Raw genomic sequence first — 18,624 nt, forward strand, 5'->3', positions numbered from 1 at the left:
GGTGACGCACCGTGATCGCCGCGGCTCGTGTCGGGCGCTGTTGCGGAACGTGCCGGTCCGGTGGCGCAGGGATGTGAGTCGGCGGGCCGAGTGGGTACCGGCGTCCGCGGACTGCACCCGACGGAAGACCTCCCCCATGATCCACTTCCTCCTGGCCCCCGCACGCCCGTCCCCGGGCGCCTCCCGTGACGGCCGGGCGGCCCGGTGATGCGGCTGCTCGGACGACGGGTCGTGGTCACCGGCGGCGCCCGGGACATCGGTGCCGCGATCGTCCGCGCGTTCGCCGCGGAGGGGGCCACGGTGGCGGTGCTCGACCCGCGCGCCGAGGAGGCCGCCCGCCTGGCCGAGGAGGTCCGCGGGCGGTCCTACGCCGTCGACCTCTCCGACGTCACCGAGACCCGGGAGGCGATGGAGAAGGCCATCGCCGGCCTGGGCGGGATCGACGTCCTGGTGAACGACGCCGGGGTGCAGCAGTTCGCGCCGCTGCTCGAGATGGACCCCGCGGAGCTCGGCGAGGCCTTCGCGATGCCCGCGCAGTCGATGCTCATCGCGATCCAGGCCGCGGCCTGCGCCATGGTCGGCTTCCGGGCCCCCGGTGACGACTGCGCCGGCAAGGTCGTCAACGTGGCCAGCGCCGGCGGCACCGCCGGGGGCGGGCAGGCGCACTACGCGGCGTCGAAGGCCGCGGTCATGGCCCTGACCCGGGCCGCGGCGCACGAGCTCGGCCCGCACGGCATCACCGTCAACTGCCTGTGCCCGGGCTACGTGGTCGAGCCGGCCGAGGCCGCGGCGCTCAGCCGCCGGCACGTCGCCGGCTGGTCGGCGCTCTCGCCGCTCGGCCGCCTCGGCGAGCCGCAGGACGTCGCCCGCGCCGCGCTCTTCCTGGCCTCCAGCGACGCCGACTACCTCACCGGGGACGCGCTCAACGTCGCCGGCGGCATGGTCCTGCACTGACAGACTCCCGGTGTGCAGGCATCGGACTGGGACGCGCGCTACGCCGAGCAGCAGCAGTGGTCACCCGGGCCCAACGCGCTGGTGGCCGAGCTGCTCGGCGACGTGCCGGCCGGAGCGGCGGTCGACCTGGCCGCGGGGGAGGGGCGCCACGCGCTGTGGCTGGCCGACCGCGGCTGGCGGGTGACCGCCGTCGACTTCTCCGCGGCCGGGCTGGCCCGCGGCAGGGCGCGCCCCGGCGCCGAGCGGGTCACCTGGGTCACCGCCGACGTCCTGGCCTGGGCGCCCGCCGGCGACGCGCTGGACCTGGTGCTGGTCGCCTACCTGCACCTGCCGGAGCGCGACACCACCGCGCTGCTGCGGCGGGCGGTCGGCTGGCTGCGGCCCGGCGGTCGGCTGCTCGTCCTCGGCCACGACGTGGACAACGTGGCGCGCGGCGTCGGCGGGCCGCAGGACCCGGCGATCCTGCACAGCGTCGAGCGGCTGACGCCGGTCGCGGAGCTGCTCGACGTCGACCGGCTCGAGCAGGTCCGCCGGGAGACCGCGGCCGGCACCGCGCTGGACACCGTGCTGTGGGGACGGCGGAGGAGCTGACCGGTCACGCCCCGGCGGTACGGTGCCGCTCGTGATGGGGATGGGCGGTGCCGGCGGCCCCCGAGCCGAGCGGCGACGGCGGCTGGTCGCGGCGGTGGTCGTGCTGGCCCTGGTGCTCGCGGCGGCGGCGACGGTGCTGTCGCTCGCCCTGGGCTGAGGAGGCGCCGGTGACCGGGTCCGACGAGATCGAGCAGTGGTTCGCCGCGGCCGGCCCGCGCGAGGAGGAGTTGCGCCGGGCCGACGCGCTGGTGATGGCGGCCGCGCCGGGGATCGACCGGCAGCTGGTGCCCGTCGGCAGCGGCGCGATGCTCGGCTACGGCCTCATGCCCTACCGGGCGAGGTCGGCGAAGGAGACCACCACCTGGCCGCTGATCGCGCTGGCCGCCCAGAAGCGGCACCTGTCGCTCTACGTCTGCGCCGTCGTCGACGGGGAGTACCTGCCCGAGGCGAGGGCCGAGCGGCTCGGGAAGGTCTCCTGCGGCAAGAGCTGCATCCGGTTCACCGCGCTGGACAGGGTGGACCAGGCCGAGCTGCGCACCGTGCTGCAGGACGCCGTGGCGGCGACCGCGGCCGGCCGCAACGCCTACTCCGCCGCCTGACCCGGCCGGCCCACCAGGTCGCCGTCCGGGGTCGGTCGCAGCCGCAGCGCGCACCGGCCGCCGGCGTCGGCGAGCCGCTCGGCCAGGTACGCCGCGTCGGCCACGGGCGCGCGCTCCAGCCGCAACCGCCGGGCCCGCAGCACCGTTCCGCGCAGCCCGGTCAGCGCGCCGTCCGGCCCCAGGGTGGCCAGCCAGCCGACCCGCAGGTCCGGCCGGTGGTACTCGTGACCGCCGATGCCCTCGTAGTCGTCGACGAGGTCACCGCACCCGTGCAGCACCAGCCGGCCGCGGTGCAGCTCGACCGGGCGCGGGTGGTGCGAGGAGTGGCCGTGCACCACGTCCACCCCGCCGTCGACCAGCCGGGCGGCGAAGGGCACCTGCTCCGGCGGCACCGGCCAGCCCCAGTTCGACCCCCAGTGCACCGAGGCGACCACGACGTCGCCCGGGCGCCGCACCTCCGCCACCCGGCCGAGGACGCGGTCGGCCGTGGCGTCGGTGAGACGGTCGAGCCGGGCCACGCCGGCCCGCCGTCCGGTCGCGGCCCACTCCGCCGGGATGCCGCTGGACGGCGTCCCGAAGGCGGTGACCACCAGCCGGCGCCCGCCTGACAGCGGGACGACGGCCGGCGCCCACGCGGCGTCCTCGTCCACGCCCGCCCCGGCCACCCGCAGGCCGGCCGCGGCCAGTGCGGCCAGGGTGTCGGCCAGGCCGCGGGGTCCGAAGTCGAGCACGTGGTTGTTGGCCAGCACGCAGACGTCCGGCCGCACCGCCGCCAGGCACGGCAGGTTCGCCGGGTGCACGCGGTAGCAGACCGGCTTGCCGGGCGCGGGGTCCCCGTCGGCGGTCACGCTGGTCTCGAGGTTGACGATGCGGGCGTCGGGCCGCGCGGCGTCGAGCACGGCCAGCAGGTCGCCCCAGGGCGCGGCGGGGTGCATCGGACGGGGGATCGGCCCGTGCGCCTCCTCGGCCAGGCGGACGTAGGTGCGGGCGTCCCGGACGGTCCGCTCGCGCAGCTCCGGGCCGGCGGGGGAGGGCAGCACCTGGTCGACGCCGCGGCCGAGCATCACGTCGCCGCCGAGGAACAGCGTCACCGACCGGTCGGTCACGGCGCCCTCAGCCGGTGTGCCCGGGCGCACGGGCCAGGTGGGCGACGAACCAGTCGCGGGCCAGCTCCGCCGCCGCCTGCAGGGTCCCCGGCTCCTCGAACAGGTGGGTGGCGCCCGGGACGACGGCCAGCCGGTGCTCGCACCGCAGCCGCGCCGCCGCCTGCCGGTTGAGCTCGAGCACCTGCTCGTCGGCGCCGCCCACGACGAGCAGGGTCGGCGCACGGACGTCGGCCAACCGCGGCCCGGCCAGGTCCGGCCGGCCGCCACGGGAGACCACGGCGTCCACCCCGTCGTCGTCGGCGGCGGCCACCAGCGCCGCGGCCGCGCCGGTGCTGGCCCCGAAGCAGCCGATCGGCAGCCCGCGGGCCGCCGGGGAGCTGCGCACCCACGCGAGGACCTCGCCCAGGCGGGCGGCCAGCAGCGCGATGTCGAAGACGGTGGCGCGGTCGGCCTCCTCCGCCGGGGTGAGCAGGTCGAACAGCAGGGTCCCGAGCGCGGCCTCGTGCAGGACCCCGGCCACGTACCGGTTGCGCGGGCTGTGCCGGCTGCTGCCGCTGCCGTGGACGAAGACGACCAGCCCGCGGGCGTCCGGCGGCACGCTCAGGGAGCCCGCCAGTTCCGCCGACCCCGCCGGCACCGTGACCTCCTCGTCGACGGCGGGCCGGGTGGTGGTGGTCGTCGGGTGCGCGCAGGCGGTGAGCAGCTGCACCACCTCGGCGTCCTCGGTGGGGCGGAAGTCGTCGTAGAACTGCCCCACCGCGGCGAACCGCCGCGGCGTCTCCAGGCACACCAGCTCGTCCACCTCGGCCGCCAGCGCCCCGGCCCCGTCGCGGGCGCACACCGGCGCGGCGAGGACGACGCGGGCGGCGCCCTGCGCCCGCACCACCGCGCAGGCCGCCCGCGCGGTGGACCCGGTCGCGATCCCGTCGTCCACCACGACCGCCGTGCGGCCGGCCAGCGGCACCCGCGGCCGGTCGCCGCGGAAGGCGCGGGCCCGCCGGTCCAGCTCGGCCCGCTCCCGCTCCTCCACCCGCGCGAGGTCGGCCGGGCCGACACCGGCCAGGGCGAGGACCCGCGCGTCCACCACCGTGACGCCGCCCTCGCCGACGGCGCCCATGGCGAGCTCCGGCTGGACCGGGACGCCCAGCTTGCGCACCACGACGACGTCCAGCGACGCGCCCAGGGCCCGGGCGACCTCGGCGGCGACGGGCACCCCGCCGCGGGGCAGGCCGAGGACGACCACGTCGCTGCCGCGCAACGGGGCCAGCAGCCGGGCCAGCCGCCGTCCGGCGTCCCGGCGGTCGAGGAACGGCACGGGCACCTCCTGCCCCGATGCTGCGCGCCGGCGGTGGCCGCCGACAGGGGACGTTGGTCACCGCCGGGGCTGCCGGGGACCTAGGTCCCTGGTGGGGGCCCGGAGGGCCAGCGACGGTGTACGGGACCGACCGACCGGGCGCCCACGGCGCCACCGGTGCCAGACCCGGCACGCCCGCACGAGGGGGCTCCCCGCATGACGCTGACCGACGACCCCGCCGTCGACCAGGCCGTCGCCCGGCTCGCCGACGAGTTCCGCGCCCGGCTCCGGCCGCAGGTCATCGGCACCGTGGTGCGCAGCTGCCGCCGGGACCTCAGCGGCGTGCCGGCCACGGCGTTGCCGGAGCTGGTCGAGCGCCTGGCGCGGGAGCGGCTGCAGTCGGTGGCGTGAGGGAGGACTCCTCGGCAGGGTCCCGGTAACCCGGTTGCGGCCGCCCGGACGATGTCCCGGTGGGCTACGTCGACGTGACCGCGGTGCGGCACACCCTCCCGGACGGGCGGGTGCTGCTCGACGACGTGTCGTTCCGGATCGGTGAGGGCGCCCGGGCGGCACTGGTCGGGGAGAACGGCGCCGGCAAGACGACGCTGCTGCGGGTCATCGCCGGCGACATCGTGCCCGAGGCCGGGGCGGTGGCGCGCAGCGGTGGGCTCGGCGTGATGCGGCAGTTCATCGGCTCCCTGCGCGACGACACGACGGTGCAGCGGTTCCTCGTCGAGCTCTCGCCGCCCGCCGTCCGCGCGGCGTGGGAGGCGGTCGAGGCCGCCGAGCTGACCCTCATGGAGACCGACGGCGACGCCGCGCAGCTGGCCTACGCCGACGCGCTGGGACAGTGGGGGGACGCCGGCGGCTACGACGCCGAGGTCACCTGGGACACGGTCACCGTGGCCGCGCTCGGCGTCCCTTACGACCGCTGCAAGTACCGCGAGCTGTCGACGCTGTCGGGCGGGGAGCAGAAACGGCTGGCTCTGGAGGCGCTGCTCCGGGGTCCCGACGAGGTGCTGCTGCTCGACGAGCCGGACAACTATCTCGACGTCCCGGGGAAGCGCTGGCTGGAGCAGCGGCTGCTCGAGACCCGGAAGACGGTGCTGTTCGTCAGCCACGACCGCGAGCTGCTGGCCCGCGTCGCCGACCGGGTGGTCACCGTCGAGGGTGGGACCGCGTGGGTGCACGGCGGTGGCTTCGCCTCCTACGCCGACGCCCGGACGGCGCGGCACGACCGGCTCGCCGAGCTGCGCCGGCGCTGGGACGAGGAGCACCAGCGGCTGGTCGAGCTCGTGCGCACGCTGCAGCAGCAGGCGGCCAACTCGCCGGACATGGCCTCTCGTTACCGGGCGGTGCAGACCCGGCTGGCCCGGTTCGAGGCCGAGGGTCCGCCGCCGGACCGCCCGCCCGAGCAGCGGGTGGCGATGCGGCTGCGTGGCGGGCGCACCGGCGTCCGGGCGGTGGTGACCGAGCAGCTGGAGCTCAGCGGTCTCATGCAGCCGTTCGACCTGGAGGTCTGGTACGGCGACCGGGTCGGCGTCCTCGGGGCGAACGGGGCGGGCAAGTCGCACTTCCTGCGGTTGCTGGCCGGGCAGGACGTCGCACACACCGGCTCCTGGCGGCTGGGCGCCCGCGTGGTCCCGGGCTTCTTCGCGCAGACCCACGCCCACCCGGAGTGGCTGGAGCGCACCCTGGTCGACCTGCTCTGGCACGGCGAGCCCGGACGGCCGGGGGTCGACCGCGGACGGGCGATGTCCGCGCTGCGCCGCTATGGACTGGCCGCCGAGGGCGACCAGCTCTTCCGGACCCTCTCCGGCGGGCAGCAGGCGCGCTTCCAGGTGCTGCTGCTCGAGCTCTCCGGCGCGACCCTGCTGCTGCTCGACGAGCCGACCGACAACCTCGACGTGCTCTCCGCGGAGTCGCTGGAGGAGGCGCTGGCCGCGTTCGAGGGGACGGTGCTCGCCGTCACCCACGACCGCTGGTTCGCCCGCTCGTTCGACCGGTTCCTCGTCTTCGGCGCCGACGGCCGGGTGTACGAGTCGGCCGAGCCGGTGTTCGACGAGGGGCGGGTCGTCCGGGCCCGCTGACGCGGCCGGCCCCGGCCTGGCCCCCTGCAGGGTCCCGACGCGAGCTTGCGAGTGGCGGGGGCAGGGGGTCCTTGATTGACAGTCAGGGCGACCTGACGGACGCTCGTCCCATGGTCGACGTGGACACGCTCGAACGCGAGCACACGCTGCTGACCGCCGTCCGCCGGTACGAGGAGCTGCGCACGCGCGACTCCCTCACCGACCTCGACGACCCCGGCGGTCCGCGCCCGCTGGACCGCGCCGAGGCGCTGGAGCTGCTGGCGCTGGGGGAGGTGATCGCCCGCCGGGCGGGTCAGGGGCGGCAGCTGACCGTGCGGACGGCGCGGGCGGCGGGCGCCTCCTGGGCCGAGATCGGGCACGCGCTGGGCACCACCCGGCAGTCGGCGTGGGAGGCGCACCGCCGGTGGATCGACGGGCAGGCGGAGCAGCACGGGACCGTGGGCGCGATCGGCTTCGACGAGACCGACGCCGCCGCGGCCCGCGCCCTCGCCGGCACCGAGGCCGACTGACGTCGGCACCGTCTGACCGGCGGTCCCACCGCGGTCAGCCGAACGCCTTGCCCTCCCCGCGGTAGGTGGGGACGGCGCCGGTGAGCGTGTCGCCGACCAGCGTGTGCAGGACGTCGACGTGCTCGCACAGCTCCCCGGCCTTGGCGTGCCGGAACCACACCCGGTCCCCGACCCGCAGCCGGGAGGCGCCCGGCCCGCGCAGCGGCGTCTGCACCTCGCCGGCGCCCTCGGTGCCCAGCAGCCTCAGCCGGGGCGGGTACACCGGCCGAGGCGCCCGGTCCGCCCCCGGCGGGCCCGAGGCGATCCAGCCGCCTCCCGCGACGGTCACGGTGCCCGGCGCCGGCACCCGCGTCACGGGGAGCGCGAAGAGCGCGGCGGGGCGCGGGGTGAAGGCGCGGTACCCGTCGAACAGCGTGGGGCAGTAGAGCCCGGAGCCGGCCGCCAGCTCGGTCACGGACGGATCGGCGGCGGTGCGCTCCAGGCTCCCGGTGCCGCCGCCGTTGACGAACTCCAGCGGGGCGACCCCCCGGACCGCGGCCACCGCGGCGGCCCGCCGACCGGCCAGCTCGCGGGCCGACAGCGCCTGCACCCCGCGCACGGCCAGACCCCGGGTCGGGTGGCCCGGCGGCGCGTCGGGGACGCCGGCGATCTGCGCCTCGTAGGCCATGAGCCCGACCAGGCGGAACCCCGGACGGTCCACCACGGCCCGCGCGAGGGCGGCGGCCCGCGCCGGCTCGTGCACCGGTGAGCGGCGCACCCCCACGTGCAGCCGGCCGACCCGCAGCGAGGCGTCGACGTCGAGACACGTCCGCACGACCGGCCGGCCCCCGGGCGGGAGGACCGCGTCGACCAGGTCGAGGTGGTCGGGGGAGTCCACCATGAGCGTCACCCGCGCCGCGGCCGTCTCGTCGGTGAGCAGCTGCCGCAGTGCGCACCGGTCCACCGACGGGTAGGCCACGACGACGTCGTCGGCGACCGGGTCGTCCCCGCCGGCCAGCCACAGCGCCTCGGCCAGGGAGTAGGCGAGCACGCCGGCGAAGCCCGGCCGCGCCAGCACCCGGCGCAGCACCGCCTGGCTGCGCACCGACTTGCTCGCCACCCGGATCGGCCGCCCGCCCGCGCGCGCCACCAGGTCGGCGGCGTTGGCGTCCAGCGCGTCGAGGTCGACCACGGCCAGGGGCGGGTCGAGGTCGGCGGTGGCCCGGTCCAGCCGGTCGCGGGCCGCCTCGACCGGAGGCTGGCGGACGACGGTCACCCCGGCGAGCGTGGCCGCCCGACCGCGGAGGGTCAACCCCCCGGACAGGCCGTTGACCTGCACTCTCCCGCCCGTGCATTGTGCCCGGGACCGATCGCGGACGAGGAGGTCGGCGTGGCGGACGTTCCGGCGGCTCCCGCGGACGTGCGACGGTGGCGCAACTGGTCGGGCAACCACCGGGCCGAGGTGGTGGTCGTGCACCCCTCCTCACCGGACGAGGTCGCCGCCGTCCTCGTGGCCGCGGCCGACGACGGCCGGCGCGTGCGGCCCATCGGCAGCAGCCACTCCTTCTCGCCCATCGGGCGGCCGGAGGACGTCCAGCTGGTCCTCGACGAGCTGTGCGGCGTCTCGGTGACCGGCGACGGCCTGGTCACCGTCGGCGCCGGGACGCCGCTGTACCGGCTCAACGCGGAGCTGTCGCGCACCGGCTGGGCGCTGACCAACCTCGGCGACATCGACCGGCAGACCGTCGCCGGAGCGCTCGCCACCGGCACGCACGGCACCGGTGCCCGCTTCGGCGGGCTGGCCACCCAGGTCCGGGCCCTCGACCTGGTGACCCCGTCGGGGAAGCAGCTGCGCTGCGACGCCGACAGCCACCCCGACGTGTTCGCCGCCGCGCGCGTGGGCCTGGGCGCGCTGGGCGTGGTGACCGCGGTGACCCTGCAGGCCGAGCCGGCCTTCGCCCTGCACGCGGTGGAGGGTCCCGGGCGGCTGACCACCGCCCTCCGGGGCTTCGAGGAGCTCATGACCTGTACCGACCACGTCGAGTTCTACTGGTTCCCGCACACCGACGCGACGCTGGTCAAGTGCAACACCCGCGTCCCCCTGGCCGGGGGGCTCGACCCGCTGCCGCGGTGGCGGGCGGTCTGGGACGACGAGGTGCTCGCCAACGCCGCCTTCGCCGGGGTGGTCGCGGCCGGACGGCGGGTCCCGGCGCTGGTGCCGCCGCTGGCCCGCGTCTCCGCCCGCGCGCTGGGCGCCCGCAGCTGGACCGACCACTCCCACCGCGTCTTCGTCAGCCGCCGGCGGGTGCGCTTCCTCGAGATGGAGTACGCCGTCCCGCGCGGCGAGGCCCCGGCGGTGCTGGCCGAACTGCGGCGGGTGCACGAGGCCGGCGACTGGCGCACCGCCTTCCCCGTCGAGGTCCGGCTGGCGGCGGCCGACGACATCCCGCTGTCGACCGCCTCCGGCCGCGACACCGCCTACATCGCCGCCCACGTGCCGGCCGCCACCGACCCCGGTCCCTGGTTCAGCGCGCTCGAGTCGATCGCCGGCGCGGTCGGTGGGCGGCCGCACTGGGGCAAGCTGCACGGACTGGACGCCGACTCGCTGCGGCAGCGCTATCCCCGGTTCGACGAGTTCCTCGCCGTCCGCGACCAGCTCGACCCCACCGGCGTGCTGGCCAACGCCCACCTCGACCGGCTGCTCGGCCCGGCTCCCGGCCGCTGACCCCTCAGGCCGCGGGCGTGCCCCCGATCCGGTCGAGCTCCTCCAGCTCCCGCGGGCCGAGCACCAGCGCGGCCGCCATGAGGTTCTCCTCCAGGTGGGCCACCGACGAGGTGCCGGGGATGAGCAGCAGGTTGGGGCTGCGGGCCAGCAGCCAGGCGAGCGCCACCTGCATGGGGGAGGCCTCCAGCCGGCGGGCCACCGTCTCGAGGGCGGCCGACTGCAGCGGCGTGAACCCGCCCAGCGGGAAGTACGGCACGTAGGCGATGCCCTCGCGGGCGAGCGCGTCGATCATCGGGTCGTCGTGCCGGTGCACCAGGTTGTAGTGGTTCTGCACGCAGGCCACCGGGGCGATCGCCTGCGCCTCGGCCAGCTGCTGCGTGGTCACGTTGCTGACCCCGAGGTGCCTGACCAGCCCCTCCTGCTGCATCGCTGCCAGCGCCTCGAACGGCTCGGCCAGCGACCGCTCCACCGGCTCGGCGAACCCCGGCATCCGCAGGTTCACCAGGTCCATGGCGTCCACCCCGAGGTTGCGCAGGTTGTCCTCGACCGCGGAGCGGAGCTCGTCGGGGGAGAGGGCCTCGGGCCAGGCGCCGTCCGGCGTCCGGCGCGCGCCGACCTTGGTGACGATGACCAGGTCCTCGGGGTAGGGGTGCAGCGCCTCGCGGATGATCTCGTTGGTGACGTGCGGCCCGTAGTAGTCGCTGGTGTCGATGTGGTCCACGCCGAGCTCGACCGCGCGGCGCAGGACGGCGACGGCGGCGTCGCGGTCGGCCGGTGGCCCCATGACGTGCGGGCCGGCGAGCTGCATCGCGCCGTAGCCCAGCCGGTGCACCGACCGGTCGCCGAGGGTGAACTGTCCGGACCGCTCCGCGGTGATCGTCGTCATGGCCCCGCCCTACCCCGGCCGGCGCCGGCTCAGGCGGTGGCGGGGGCCACCGTCACCGGGTCACGCCGCGGCGCGGTGGACCTCGGCACCGACCTGCGGAGCACCGGCCTGCGGAGCACCGGCCTGCGGAGCTCCGGCCTGCGGGGCGGCGGCGACCGGGGCGGCCTCCCGCCGCCCGACCGGCCGAGCCAGGACGGCGATGACGGCACCGACCAGGGCCACGACGGCACCGACCCACATCGGCGCCGTGTAGCCCATCCCCAGCGAGAGGACCAGCGCGCCCAGCGCCGCGCCGACGGCGTTGGCCACGTTGAACGCGCCCTGGTTGGCCGCCGACACCAGGCTGCCGCCGGGCACCCGGGCGGCCACGATGACGCCGTTCTGCACGACCGGCCCCAGGGAGAAGGCGATGGCGCCGAACAGCACCAGGAGGACCACCGCGGCGACCGGCGTCCGGGCCAGGAAGGCGAACGCGGCCAGGACCACCGCCGTGCCCACCAGGCCGACGGCGACGAAGGAGAAGCCGTACCGGTCCCCGAAGCGGCCCCCGACCAGGGTGCCCACGGTCGTCCCGATGCCGAACAGCGCCAGGACCGGCGTCACCCACTCGACCGGGATGCCGCCGAGCTCGGTGAGGATCGGGCTGACGTAGCTGTAGACGGCGAACAGCGCGGCAAAGCCGACCATCGTCAGCCCGAGCACCAGCCACACCTGGCCGCGCCGGAAGGCGGCGAGCTCGCTGCGCAGGTCGCCGGGCTCGCTCATGCCGCGGGGGATCCACGCGAGCAGGCAGGCGATGGTGACCAGGCCGATGACCGCGACGGCGCCGAGGACGACCCGCCAACTGGTCTGCTGGGCCACGAACGTGCCGAGCGGGACCCCGATGACGTTGGCCAGCGTCAGGCCGACCATCATCAGCGAGATGGCCTGGGTGGCCCGGTCTGGGCTCACCAGCCGGCGCGCGGCGACCGCACCCACGCCGAAGAACGAGCCGTGGGCCAGCGCGGTGAGGACGCGGGCCGCGGCCAGCGTCTCGTAGGTCGGTGCGAGCGCGGAGAGCGCGTTGCCGACGACGAACACGACCATCAGGCCGACCAGCGTCTGGCGGGGGGAGAAGCGCACCCCGAGCGCGGTCAGCGTGGGCGCGCCGACGACCACGCCGATCGCGTAGGCGGAGATGAGCATGCCGACGGCGGACACCGACACCCCGAGCCCGGCGGCGATGTCGGGCAGCATGCCCATCACGACGAACTCGGTGGTGCCGATGCCGAAGGCGCCGATGGCGAGGGCGAGCAGGCCACGGGGCACGGGGTGGACTCCAGGGGACGACGGCGAGTACGGGTGTGGCGTGGACTGCGTCGTCCTGCCGGGGTCGGTGTCCGACCCTCTCTCAGGCCAAGGCACTGCCCGGCCAGGGCATGCCCGTAACCCCGGGTGGGGCTCCTCACACGCGGGACCTCCCGGTCCCCCGGGAGGTCCCGCGGTACGGCTCAGGGCTTGAGCAGCACCTTCACCGCGCCGTTCTTCTTCTCGCGGAAGTCGGCGTACGCCTGGGGCGCCTGCTCGAGCGGCACGTGGTGGGTGGCGAAGTCGTCGACGCCGAGCGGATCGCCCTCGGTGAGGATCGGCAGGATGTCGGGCACCCAGCGCCACACGTTGGCCTGGCCCATGCGCAGCTGGATCTGCTTGTCGAACATCCGCATGAGCGGCAGCGGGTCGGTCGCGCCGCCGTAGACGCCCGACAGCGAGATGGTGCCGCCGCGGCGGACCGCGTCGATGGCGGTGTTCAGCGCGGCCAGCCGGTCGACGCCGGCCACCTGCATGACCCGCTCCATGATCGCGTCCGGGACGATCGCCGTGGCCTTCTGCGCGATGCTCGCCAGCGGGGAGCCGTGCGCCTCCATGCCGACGGCGTCGATGACCGCGTCGGCGCCGCGGCCGGCCGTCGCGTCCTGGATCGCGCTGACGACGTCGTCCTTCCGCGTCGAGCGGATGACCTCCGTGCCGCGGGCGGCGGCCCGCTGGACACGCTCGGGGACGATGTCGGACGCGAACACCTTCTCGATGCCCAGGTGGTGGGCGATGCGCGTGCACATGTCGCCGATCGGGCCCAGGCCGAGGACCAGCAGCGTCCCGCCGGGCGGGACGGCCGCGTACTGGACCGCCTGCCAGGCGGTGGGCAGGACGTCGGAGAGGTACACGAAGCGGTCGTCGGGGAGGCCCTCGGGGACCGTGATCGGCAGCGTGTTGCCGAACGGCACCCGCAGGTACTCCGCCTGCCCGCCGGGGACCTGGCCGTAGAGCTTCGTGTAGCCGAACAGCGAGGCCCCGAAGCCCTGGTCGCGGTTCTGGGTGGTCTCGCACTGCGACTGCAGCCCCTGCGAACACATCCAGCAGGTGCCGCAGGAGATGTTGAACGGCACCACCACGCGGTCGCCGGGCCGGACCGCCGTCACCTCCGCCCCGACCTCACGGACCACGCCCATCGGTTCGTGGCCCATCACGTCGCCCACGGTCATGAACGGCGCCATCACCTCGATCAGGTGCAGGTCGGACCCGCAGATCCCGCTCGAGGTCACCTCGACGACGACGTCGGTGGGCTCCTGGATGGTCGGGTCGGGCACGGTCTCCACCCGGACATCGGCACGGCCGTGCCAGGTCACTGCGCGCATGGCGGGTTGCTCCTCAGGTCGGCTGTCAAGGGGCTGCGACAGGGGCCTTCTGCCCTGTCGTGAGCTGGATCGCCCCTGTATCGGGCCGCGCACGGCGAGTCAGGCACGCAGCGTGATGTCAATTCGACGCACCGTTTAATGACAATGGCGAAAGCCTGTGGTGCAGATCACGAAAGCGCAGGTCACCACCCCAATCTTTACATCACGAACCGATAACGACGTGTTTACATGGGTCCCGCTCGCTCCCCCGAGCACCGCACGACGTCCTGTCCCCTCCGGAAGCCAGGTGCATGACTCAGCTCCACTTCGACCGTCTCCTCGCCGAGCGGCCGGCGCCCGTCCCGGGCACCGAGACCCCGGCTGCGGCCCCGTCCTCGCGACGGCTGCCCGCGACGGAGCCGTCGACCCAGACCGTTCCGACGCCGCGCTCGGGGGATGCGCAGCCGTCGGAGGACACCTCGCCCACGACGCGGGAGGACCGGCCGGCACGCGAACTGGCCGAGGTCACCGACCTCGCCGGGCTGACCGGGCTGGCCGAGGCCACCGCTCGCGCCGGCATCGACCTCCCGGAGGTCCGCGCCGAGGACACCCGCCCGGCCGACGCCGCGGCGGCGCCCGCCGCTCCCCGGGGACCGCGCGGCCGCACCGCGCCCCCGGCCCGGCACCGCCGTCCCGCGATCTACCTGGCCGCCGCTCTCGTCGGCGCCACGGGTCTCGGGCTGTTCTCGGCCGGTGACCGTGCCGCGCAGGCCGACTCCGCCGAGTCGGCCAGCCGGTCGGTGAGCGTGGCCGCCGAGCTCGGCCTGGACACGCGGTCGCAGGCCACCCTGGTCGAGTCCGAAGCGGCCCGGCTGGAGGAGATGACCGCCAGCCGCACCGCGCGCGAGGCCGAGCAGGCCGCCGCCGCCCAGGCGCAGGCCGAGGCCGACCGGCTCGCCGCCGAGGCCGCCGCGGAGGCCGCCCGGCCCAAGGCCGTGCTCCCCGTGTCCGGTGCCCGGCTCTCCAGCACCTTCGGCGCCCGCTGGGGCACCCTCCACGCGGGCATCGACCTGGCCGCCCCCATGCTCACCCCCGAGTACGCCGCCATGGACGGCGTCGTCCTCGAGGCGGGCCCGGCGAGCGGCTACGGCAACGCCGTCTACGTCCAGCACGATAACGGCGACGTCACCGTCTACGGGCACATGGAGCAGATCCTGGTCTCGCCCGGGCAGGTGGTCCGCGCCGGCGACACGATCGCGCTGCTCGGCAACCGCGGGCAGTCCACCGGGCCGCACCTGCACTTCGAGGTGCACGTGGGCGGGATCAACGGGCAGAAGATCGACCCGCTGCCGTGGCTGCGGGAGCGCGGCGTCCAGATCTGAGGGAACTCCCCCCGTAGCGGGGCCGCTCGGCGCCCTCCTCCCGGCTCGTCCCGGGCGGAGGGCGCCGTGCGTTGCGGGACACTCCAGGGGCGCAGACCGCGGGGAGGATGGGCTCATGGGGCACGGCCACGACCACGGGCACGTCCCGGGTACCCCGTCGGCCCGGCACCGCCGGCGGCTGGCCGTCGTCCTGGGCCTGACCGTCGCCGTCATGGTCGCCGAGATCGTCGGCGCCGTGGCGTCCGGGTCGCTCGCGCTGCTCGCCGACGCCGGGCACATGGCCACCGACGCCCTCGGGCTCGCGCTGGCCCTCGGTGCGGTCTCGCTCGCCCAGCGGCCCGCGCGCGGCCGGCGGACGTTCGGCTGGCAGCGGGTGGAGATCCTCGCCGCGGTGGCCAACGGCCTGCTCCTGGTCGGGGTCGCCGGGTACGTGGTGGTGGAGGCGGTCCGCCGGTTCGGCGACGCCCCGGAGATCGGCTCGGGCGTCATGCTCGCGGTCGCCGCGGCGGGCCTCGCCGTCAACCTCGGCGGTCTGGCCCTGCTGCACCGCGGCCGAAGGGACTCGCTCAACGTCCGCGGCGCCTACCTCGAGGTGCTGGGCGACGCGCTGGGCTCCGTCGCGGTCATCGTCGCCGCCCTCGTCGTCGCCACCACCGGCTGGACCCCTGCGGACACCGTCGCGTCCCTCGTCATCGCCGCGCTCGTGCTGCCCCGCGCCTGGGCGCTCCTGCGCGAGGCCGTCGACGTCCTGCTCGAGGCCGCTCCCCGGGGCGTCGACCTCGACCAGGTCCGGGCGCACATCCTCGGCGTGGACGGCGTCCTCGACGTGCACGACCTGCACGCCTGGACGATCACCTCCGGGCTGCCGGTGCTCTCGGCCCACGTCGTCGTGACCGACGAGGCGCTCGAGGCCGGGCACGGGGGACGGGTGCTCGACGCCCTCTGCGCGTGCCTGGGCGGCCACTTCGACGTCGCGCACTGCACCTTCCAGCTCGAGGCACGGACCCACGCCGGACACGAGGCGCCGGTCCACGACTAGAAGGACCCCGTCCCCCCCCACCCTTCGCAGGCTCAGGGTGGGACCCGGGACGGGGCCGCCCGTCCCGCACGCCTCGCAGGCTCAGGGTGGGACCCGGGACGGCGCCGCCCGGTGGGACAGTGGAGGCGCAGTTCGACGGACGGGCAGGAGGTACCGGTGGACCACGGTTCGCACTCGGGCATGTGGGTGCCCGCCGAGCCGCCGACCTGGGGGCGGATGTTCCTGCCCCACCTGGACGCCTGGTCGGTGCTCGCGGTGCTCAGCCTGCTCGGGGTGGTCGGCTACCTCGTCGCCCTGGTGGTCCTGCGCCGCTCGGGTGTGGCCTGGCCGTGGTGGCGCACCGCGTCGTGGATCGCCGGCTGCCTGTCGCTGTTCGCGGTCACCGGCACCTGGCTCAACGGCTACAGCATGGTGCTGTTCAGCGTGCACATGGCCCAGCACATGGTCCTGTCGATGATCTCGCCGCTGCTGCTGCTCCTCGGCGCCCCGGTGACCCTGGCGCTGCGCACGCTGCCGCGCGGCAAGGGGGTGGCCGGCGTCCCGCGGGCGCTGCTGCTCGACGCCCTGCACAGCCGGGTGGCCCGGTTCGTCTCCCACCCGGTGTTCACGCTGCCGCTGTTCCTCGGCAGCCTCTACGGCGTCTACTTCACGCCGATCTTCGACGCCCTGATGGGCAACCCCGTGGGGCACCAGTTCATGCTGGCCCACTTCACCGTGACCGGGCTGCTGTTCTTCGGTCCGATCCTGAGCCAGGACCCGTGGCCACGGACGACGGGTCACGGCGGCCGGATGCTCGAACTGCTCATCCCCATGCCGCTGCACGCCTTCTTCGGCGTCGCGGTCATGATGGCCGGCTCGCTGGTCGTGCAGACGTTCGCGCACCCGCCGGCCGGGTGGGGCGTGGACCCGCTCAGCGACCAGAGCACCGCCGGCAGCATCGCGTGGTCCTTCGGCGAGCTGCCGACCGTCTTCGTGATGGCGATCGTCCTGTTCTCCTGGATGGGCTCCGAGGACCGCAAGGCCAGGCGCCTGGACCGGGCCGCCGTGCGCACCGAGGACGCCGAGCTCCAGGCCTACAACGAGCGGCTCAAGGCGCTCGCGGCCCGGGACGGCTGACCGCGGCAGCGGCTGGGCCGTCCTCCGCCGCAGCGCGTCCTCCCGCACGGTGTGCGCTGCGGGAGGACACGCCGGGGACCAGGTCACCTGGTCGTGGCCGCTCAGCCCACGTGGACGACGGCGTCGCCCTCGGCGGGCAGGTCGGCCCGGGTGGCCTTGATGAGCACCGCGGAGACCAGCGCGCCGAGCACCAGCAGCGCGGCCGCCCAGGTGAAGGCGGTCGTGTACCCCTCCACCTGTGCCTGGAGGCCCACCGCAGGGTCCTGCGGGTTGCCGCCGGAGGTGGCCACGCCGGTGACGTGGTCGGTGATCGCGCCCACCGACAGCGTCGCCAGCAGCGCGGTGCCGATCGAGGCGCCCACCTGCTGGGTGGCGTTCAACACGGCGCTGGCCGCGCCCGCGTCGTGCGCGCCGGCCCCGACGAGGGCGAGGTTGGACAGCGGCACGAAGGTGAACCCGAGGCCCAGGCCCAGGAGCAGCTGGCCGGGGAACGCGTGGGTCCAGAAGCTGCTGTCCACCGTGAGGAAGGACAGCACGAACAGGCCGCCGGCGGCGAGCAGGCCGCCGAGCACCATCAGCGGCTTCGGGCCCACCTTCGGGACCATCGCGCTGGCCGTGCCGGCCGAGACGAGCACGCCGAGCGTGGTCGGCAGGGAGGCCAGCCCGGCGTGCACCGGCTGGTAGCCCAGCACCTGCTGGAAGTACAGGCTCAGGAAGAAGAAGGCGCCGATCAACCCCGCACCGACCAGCGTCGAGGTCAGGTAGGCGCCGCCGCGGTTGCGGTCCAGCACGATCCGCATGGGCAGCAGCGGGTTGCGCACCCGCAGCTCCACGACGACGAACGCCACCACCAGCAGGACGCCGACGCCGATGAACGCCAGCGCGGACGGGTCGGTCCAGCCGTTCTCGGGGATGCCGGCGGCCGCGTTCTCCTGGGACTTCTCGGCGACCTGCGTGAAGCCGTACACGACAGCGGCGATGCCGGCGGTGACGAGGACGGCGCCGGGGATGTCGTACTTCGTGTCCCCGGGCGCCCGGCTCTCCGGGACGATCGGGATGGCGGCCGCCACGGCGACGATCGCGACGGGCAGGTTCACCCAGAAGCACCAGCGCCAGTCGGCGTACTCGGTGAGGACGCCGCCGAGCAGCAGCCCGACGGCCGAGCCGCCGCCGGCGATCGCGCCGTAGACCGCGAAGGCCTTCGCCCGCTCCTTGGCGTCGGTGAACAGCACCGTGAGCAGCGCCAGGGAGGCGGGGGCGAGGAGTGCCCCGAAGGCGCCCTGCAGGGCCCGGGCGGCGAAGAGCATGCCCTCGTTCTGCGCGACCCCGCCGAGCGCCGAGGCAACGGCGAAGCCGGCGGCGCCGACGAGGTAGGTGCGCTTGCGGCCCCAGAAGTCGGCGATCCGCCCACCCAGCAGCAGGAAGCCACCGAAGGTGAGGGTGTAGGCGGTGACGATCCACTGCTGGGTCGCCGCGGTGATGCCCAGGTCGGCGGAGACCGCCGGCAGGGCGATGTTGACGATGGTGGCGTCCAGGATGACCAGCAGGACGGTCATGGCGATGACCCCGAGGGCCAGCCACCGCCTCGGGTACGGCTCCTCGCCGACGTGGCCGGCGCCGGAGGCGCGCGTGGTCATGGGGTCTGTCATGTGGGGGAGTCCTCGAGGTCGTCCAGGGGGAGTGTCCGATCGCCGGACGACAGA

Annotated in this window: 18 protein-coding genes; 11 read left to right on the forward strand and 7 right to left on the reverse strand. The window is 75.6% G+C overall.

Annotation, left to right across the window (positions count from 1 at the left end; genetic code table 11):
* Positions 1-231: 231 nt before the first annotated feature.
* The 4 genes from ACI79I_RS00395 to ACI79I_RS00410 are packed head-to-tail and all read left to right on the forward strand — an operon-like array spanning position 232 to position 2,144.
* Positions 232-954 carry an SDR family NAD(P)-dependent oxidoreductase gene (locus ACI79I_RS00395; protein WP_456989926.1) on the forward strand — a complete coding sequence of 241 codons (723 nt, stop codon included), beginning with the start codon at positions 232-234 and terminating at the stop codon, positions 952-954.
* Between the two features lie 12 nt (positions 955-966).
* On the forward strand, positions 967-1,545 hold the full coding sequence (locus tag ACI79I_RS00400; protein WP_456989928.1) for a class I SAM-dependent methyltransferase: 579 nt from the start codon (positions 967-969) through the stop codon (positions 1,543-1,545).
* A gap of 34 nt (positions 1,546-1,579) precedes the next feature.
* Positions 1,580-1,702: a hypothetical protein gene (locus ACI79I_RS00405; RefSeq protein ID WP_456989930.1), complete on the forward strand. Its 123-nt coding sequence runs from the start codon at positions 1,580-1,582 to the stop codon at positions 1,700-1,702.
* A 10-nt stretch (positions 1,703-1,712) separates the two neighbouring features.
* Positions 1,713-2,144, forward strand: a complete 432-nt coding sequence (locus ACI79I_RS00410) for a DUF1801 domain-containing protein (protein ID WP_456989932.1) — start codon at positions 1,713-1,715, stop codon at positions 2,142-2,144.
* Here the strand turns inward: ACI79I_RS00410 and ACI79I_RS00415 are convergent.
* Together ACI79I_RS00415 and ACI79I_RS00420 are read right to left on the reverse strand one after the other, a co-directional pair.
* Positions 2,129-3,250 carry a CapA family protein gene (locus ACI79I_RS00415; protein ID WP_456989934.1) on the reverse strand — a complete coding sequence of 374 codons (1,122 nt, stop codon included), beginning with the start codon at positions 3,248-3,250 and terminating at the stop codon, positions 2,129-2,131. The genes ACI79I_RS00410 and ACI79I_RS00415 overlap by 16 nt on opposite strands.
* 7 nt (positions 3,251-3,257) lie before the next feature.
* The gene (locus tag ACI79I_RS00420; protein WP_456989936.1) at positions 3,258-4,565 is read right to left on the reverse strand and encodes a phosphoribosyltransferase family protein; all 1,308 of its coding nucleotides are present in this window, start codon (positions 4,563-4,565) and stop codon (positions 3,258-3,260) included.
* A gap of 195 nt (positions 4,566-4,760) precedes the next feature.
* Here ACI79I_RS00420 and ACI79I_RS00425 point away from each other — a divergent pair, with 195 nt between their 5' ends.
* The 3 genes from ACI79I_RS00425 (at position 4,761) to ACI79I_RS00435 (ending at position 7,143) form a co-directional block, all read left to right on the forward strand.
* Complete coding sequence (locus ACI79I_RS00425) at positions 4,761-4,955, forward strand: three-helix bundle dimerization domain-containing protein (protein WP_456946756.1); 195 nt, start codon at positions 4,761-4,763, stop codon at positions 4,953-4,955.
* 59 nt (positions 4,956-5,014) lie between these two features.
* Positions 5,015-6,634 carry an ABC-F family ATP-binding cassette domain-containing protein gene (locus tag ACI79I_RS00430; RefSeq protein ID WP_456989939.1) on the forward strand — a complete coding sequence of 540 codons (1,620 nt, stop codon included), beginning with the start codon at positions 5,015-5,017 and terminating at the stop codon, positions 6,632-6,634.
* 110 nt (positions 6,635-6,744) lie between these two features.
* Positions 6,745-7,143 (forward strand): hypothetical protein, encoded by a 399-nt coding sequence (locus tag ACI79I_RS00435; RefSeq protein ID WP_456989941.1) that lies wholly within the window; start codon positions 6,745-6,747, stop codon positions 7,141-7,143.
* A 34-nt stretch (positions 7,144-7,177) separates the two neighbouring features.
* On the opposite strand, the gene ACI79I_RS00440 is transcribed toward ACI79I_RS00435, so the two are convergent.
* Positions 7,178-8,398, reverse strand: a complete 1,221-nt coding sequence (locus ACI79I_RS00440; RefSeq protein ID WP_456989943.1) for an amino acid deaminase/aldolase — start codon at positions 8,396-8,398, stop codon at positions 7,178-7,180.
* Between the two features lie 114 nt (positions 8,399-8,512).
* Between ACI79I_RS00440 and ACI79I_RS00445 the strand changes: the two genes are divergently transcribed.
* The gene (locus ACI79I_RS00445) at positions 8,513-9,847 is read left to right on the forward strand and encodes a D-arabinono-1,4-lactone oxidase (RefSeq protein ID WP_456989945.1); all 1,335 of its coding nucleotides are present in this window, start codon (positions 8,513-8,515) and stop codon (positions 9,845-9,847) included.
* Between the two features lie 4 nt (positions 9,848-9,851).
* On the opposite strand, the gene ACI79I_RS00450 is transcribed toward ACI79I_RS00445, so the two are convergent.
* The 3 genes from ACI79I_RS00450 to ACI79I_RS00460 form a co-directional block, all read right to left on the reverse strand.
* A complete protein-coding gene (locus ACI79I_RS00450; protein ID WP_456989947.1) occupies positions 9,852-10,733 on the reverse strand; it encodes an aldo/keto reductase family oxidoreductase in 882 nt (293 codons plus the stop codon).
* Positions 10,734-10,793: 60 nt separating this feature from the next.
* Complete coding sequence (locus tag ACI79I_RS00455) at positions 10,794-12,041, reverse strand: MFS transporter (protein ID WP_456989949.1); 1,248 nt, start codon at positions 12,039-12,041, stop codon at positions 10,794-10,796.
* Positions 12,042-12,223: 182 nt separating this feature from the next.
* Positions 12,224-13,405, reverse strand: coding sequence for an alcohol dehydrogenase catalytic domain-containing protein (locus ACI79I_RS00460; RefSeq protein ID WP_456989951.1), 1,182 nt, complete (start codon positions 13,403-13,405; stop codon positions 12,224-12,226).
* Positions 13,406-13,695: 290 nt separating this feature from the next.
* On the opposite strand from ACI79I_RS00460, the gene ACI79I_RS00465 reads away from it, so the two are divergent.
* The 3 genes from ACI79I_RS00465 to ACI79I_RS00475 all read left to right on the forward strand — a co-directional run bounded on the left by ACI79I_RS00465 (position 13,696) and on the right by ACI79I_RS00475 (position 16,921).
* The gene (locus ACI79I_RS00465) at positions 13,696-14,766 is read left to right on the forward strand and encodes a M23 family metallopeptidase (protein ID WP_456989953.1); all 1,071 of its coding nucleotides are present in this window, start codon (positions 13,696-13,698) and stop codon (positions 14,764-14,766) included.
* A gap of 115 nt (positions 14,767-14,881) precedes the next feature.
* Positions 14,882-15,805, forward strand: a complete 924-nt coding sequence (locus tag ACI79I_RS00470) for a cation diffusion facilitator family transporter (RefSeq protein ID WP_456989955.1) — start codon at positions 14,882-14,884, stop codon at positions 15,803-15,805.
* Between the two features lie 156 nt (positions 15,806-15,961).
* Positions 15,962-16,921: a cytochrome c oxidase assembly protein gene (locus tag ACI79I_RS00475; RefSeq protein ID WP_456989957.1), complete on the forward strand. Its 960-nt coding sequence runs from the start codon at positions 15,962-15,964 to the stop codon at positions 16,919-16,921.
* Between the two features lie 101 nt (positions 16,922-17,022).
* On the opposite strand, the gene ACI79I_RS00480 is transcribed toward ACI79I_RS00475, so the two are convergent.
* On the reverse strand, positions 17,023-18,570 hold the full coding sequence (locus ACI79I_RS00480; protein WP_456989960.1) for an MFS transporter: 1,548 nt from the start codon (positions 18,568-18,570) through the stop codon (positions 17,023-17,025).
* Between the last annotated feature and the right edge of the window lie 54 nt (positions 18,571-18,624).

It is taken from the genome of Geodermatophilus sp. SYSU D01105, assembly GCF_054050095.1.

What these genes read in the sequence shown, in the direction of transcription:
- ACI79I_RS00405 (WP_456989930.1), top strand. Translation starts at nt 1,580, where the DNA reads ATGGGGATGGGCGGTGCCGGCGGCCCCCGAGCCGAGCGGCGACGGCGG.
- ACI79I_RS00425 (WP_456946756.1), top strand. Translation starts at nt 4,761, where the DNA reads ATGACGCTGACCGACGACCCCGCCGTCGACCAGGCCGTCGCCCGGCTC.
- ACI79I_RS00435 (WP_456989941.1), top strand. Translation starts at nt 6,745, where the DNA reads ATGGTCGACGTGGACACGCTCGAACGCGAGCACACGCTGCTGACCGCC.
- ACI79I_RS00450 (WP_456989947.1), bottom strand. Translation starts at nt 10,733, where the DNA reads ATGACGACGATCACCGCGGAGCGGTCCGGACAGTTCACCCTCGGCGAC.
- ACI79I_RS00460 (WP_456989951.1), bottom strand. Translation starts at nt 13,405, where the DNA reads ATGCGCGCAGTGACCTGGCACGGCCGTGCCGATGTCCGGGTGGAGACC.
- ACI79I_RS00465 (WP_456989953.1), top strand. Translation starts at nt 13,696, where the DNA reads ATGACTCAGCTCCACTTCGACCGTCTCCTCGCCGAGCGGCCGGCGCCC.
- ACI79I_RS00470 (WP_456989955.1), top strand. Translation starts at nt 14,882, where the DNA reads ATGGGGCACGGCCACGACCACGGGCACGTCCCGGGTACCCCGTCGGCC.
- ACI79I_RS00480 (WP_456989960.1), bottom strand. Translation starts at nt 18,570, where the DNA reads ATGACAGACCCCATGACCACGCGCGCCTCCGGCGCCGGCCACGTCGGC.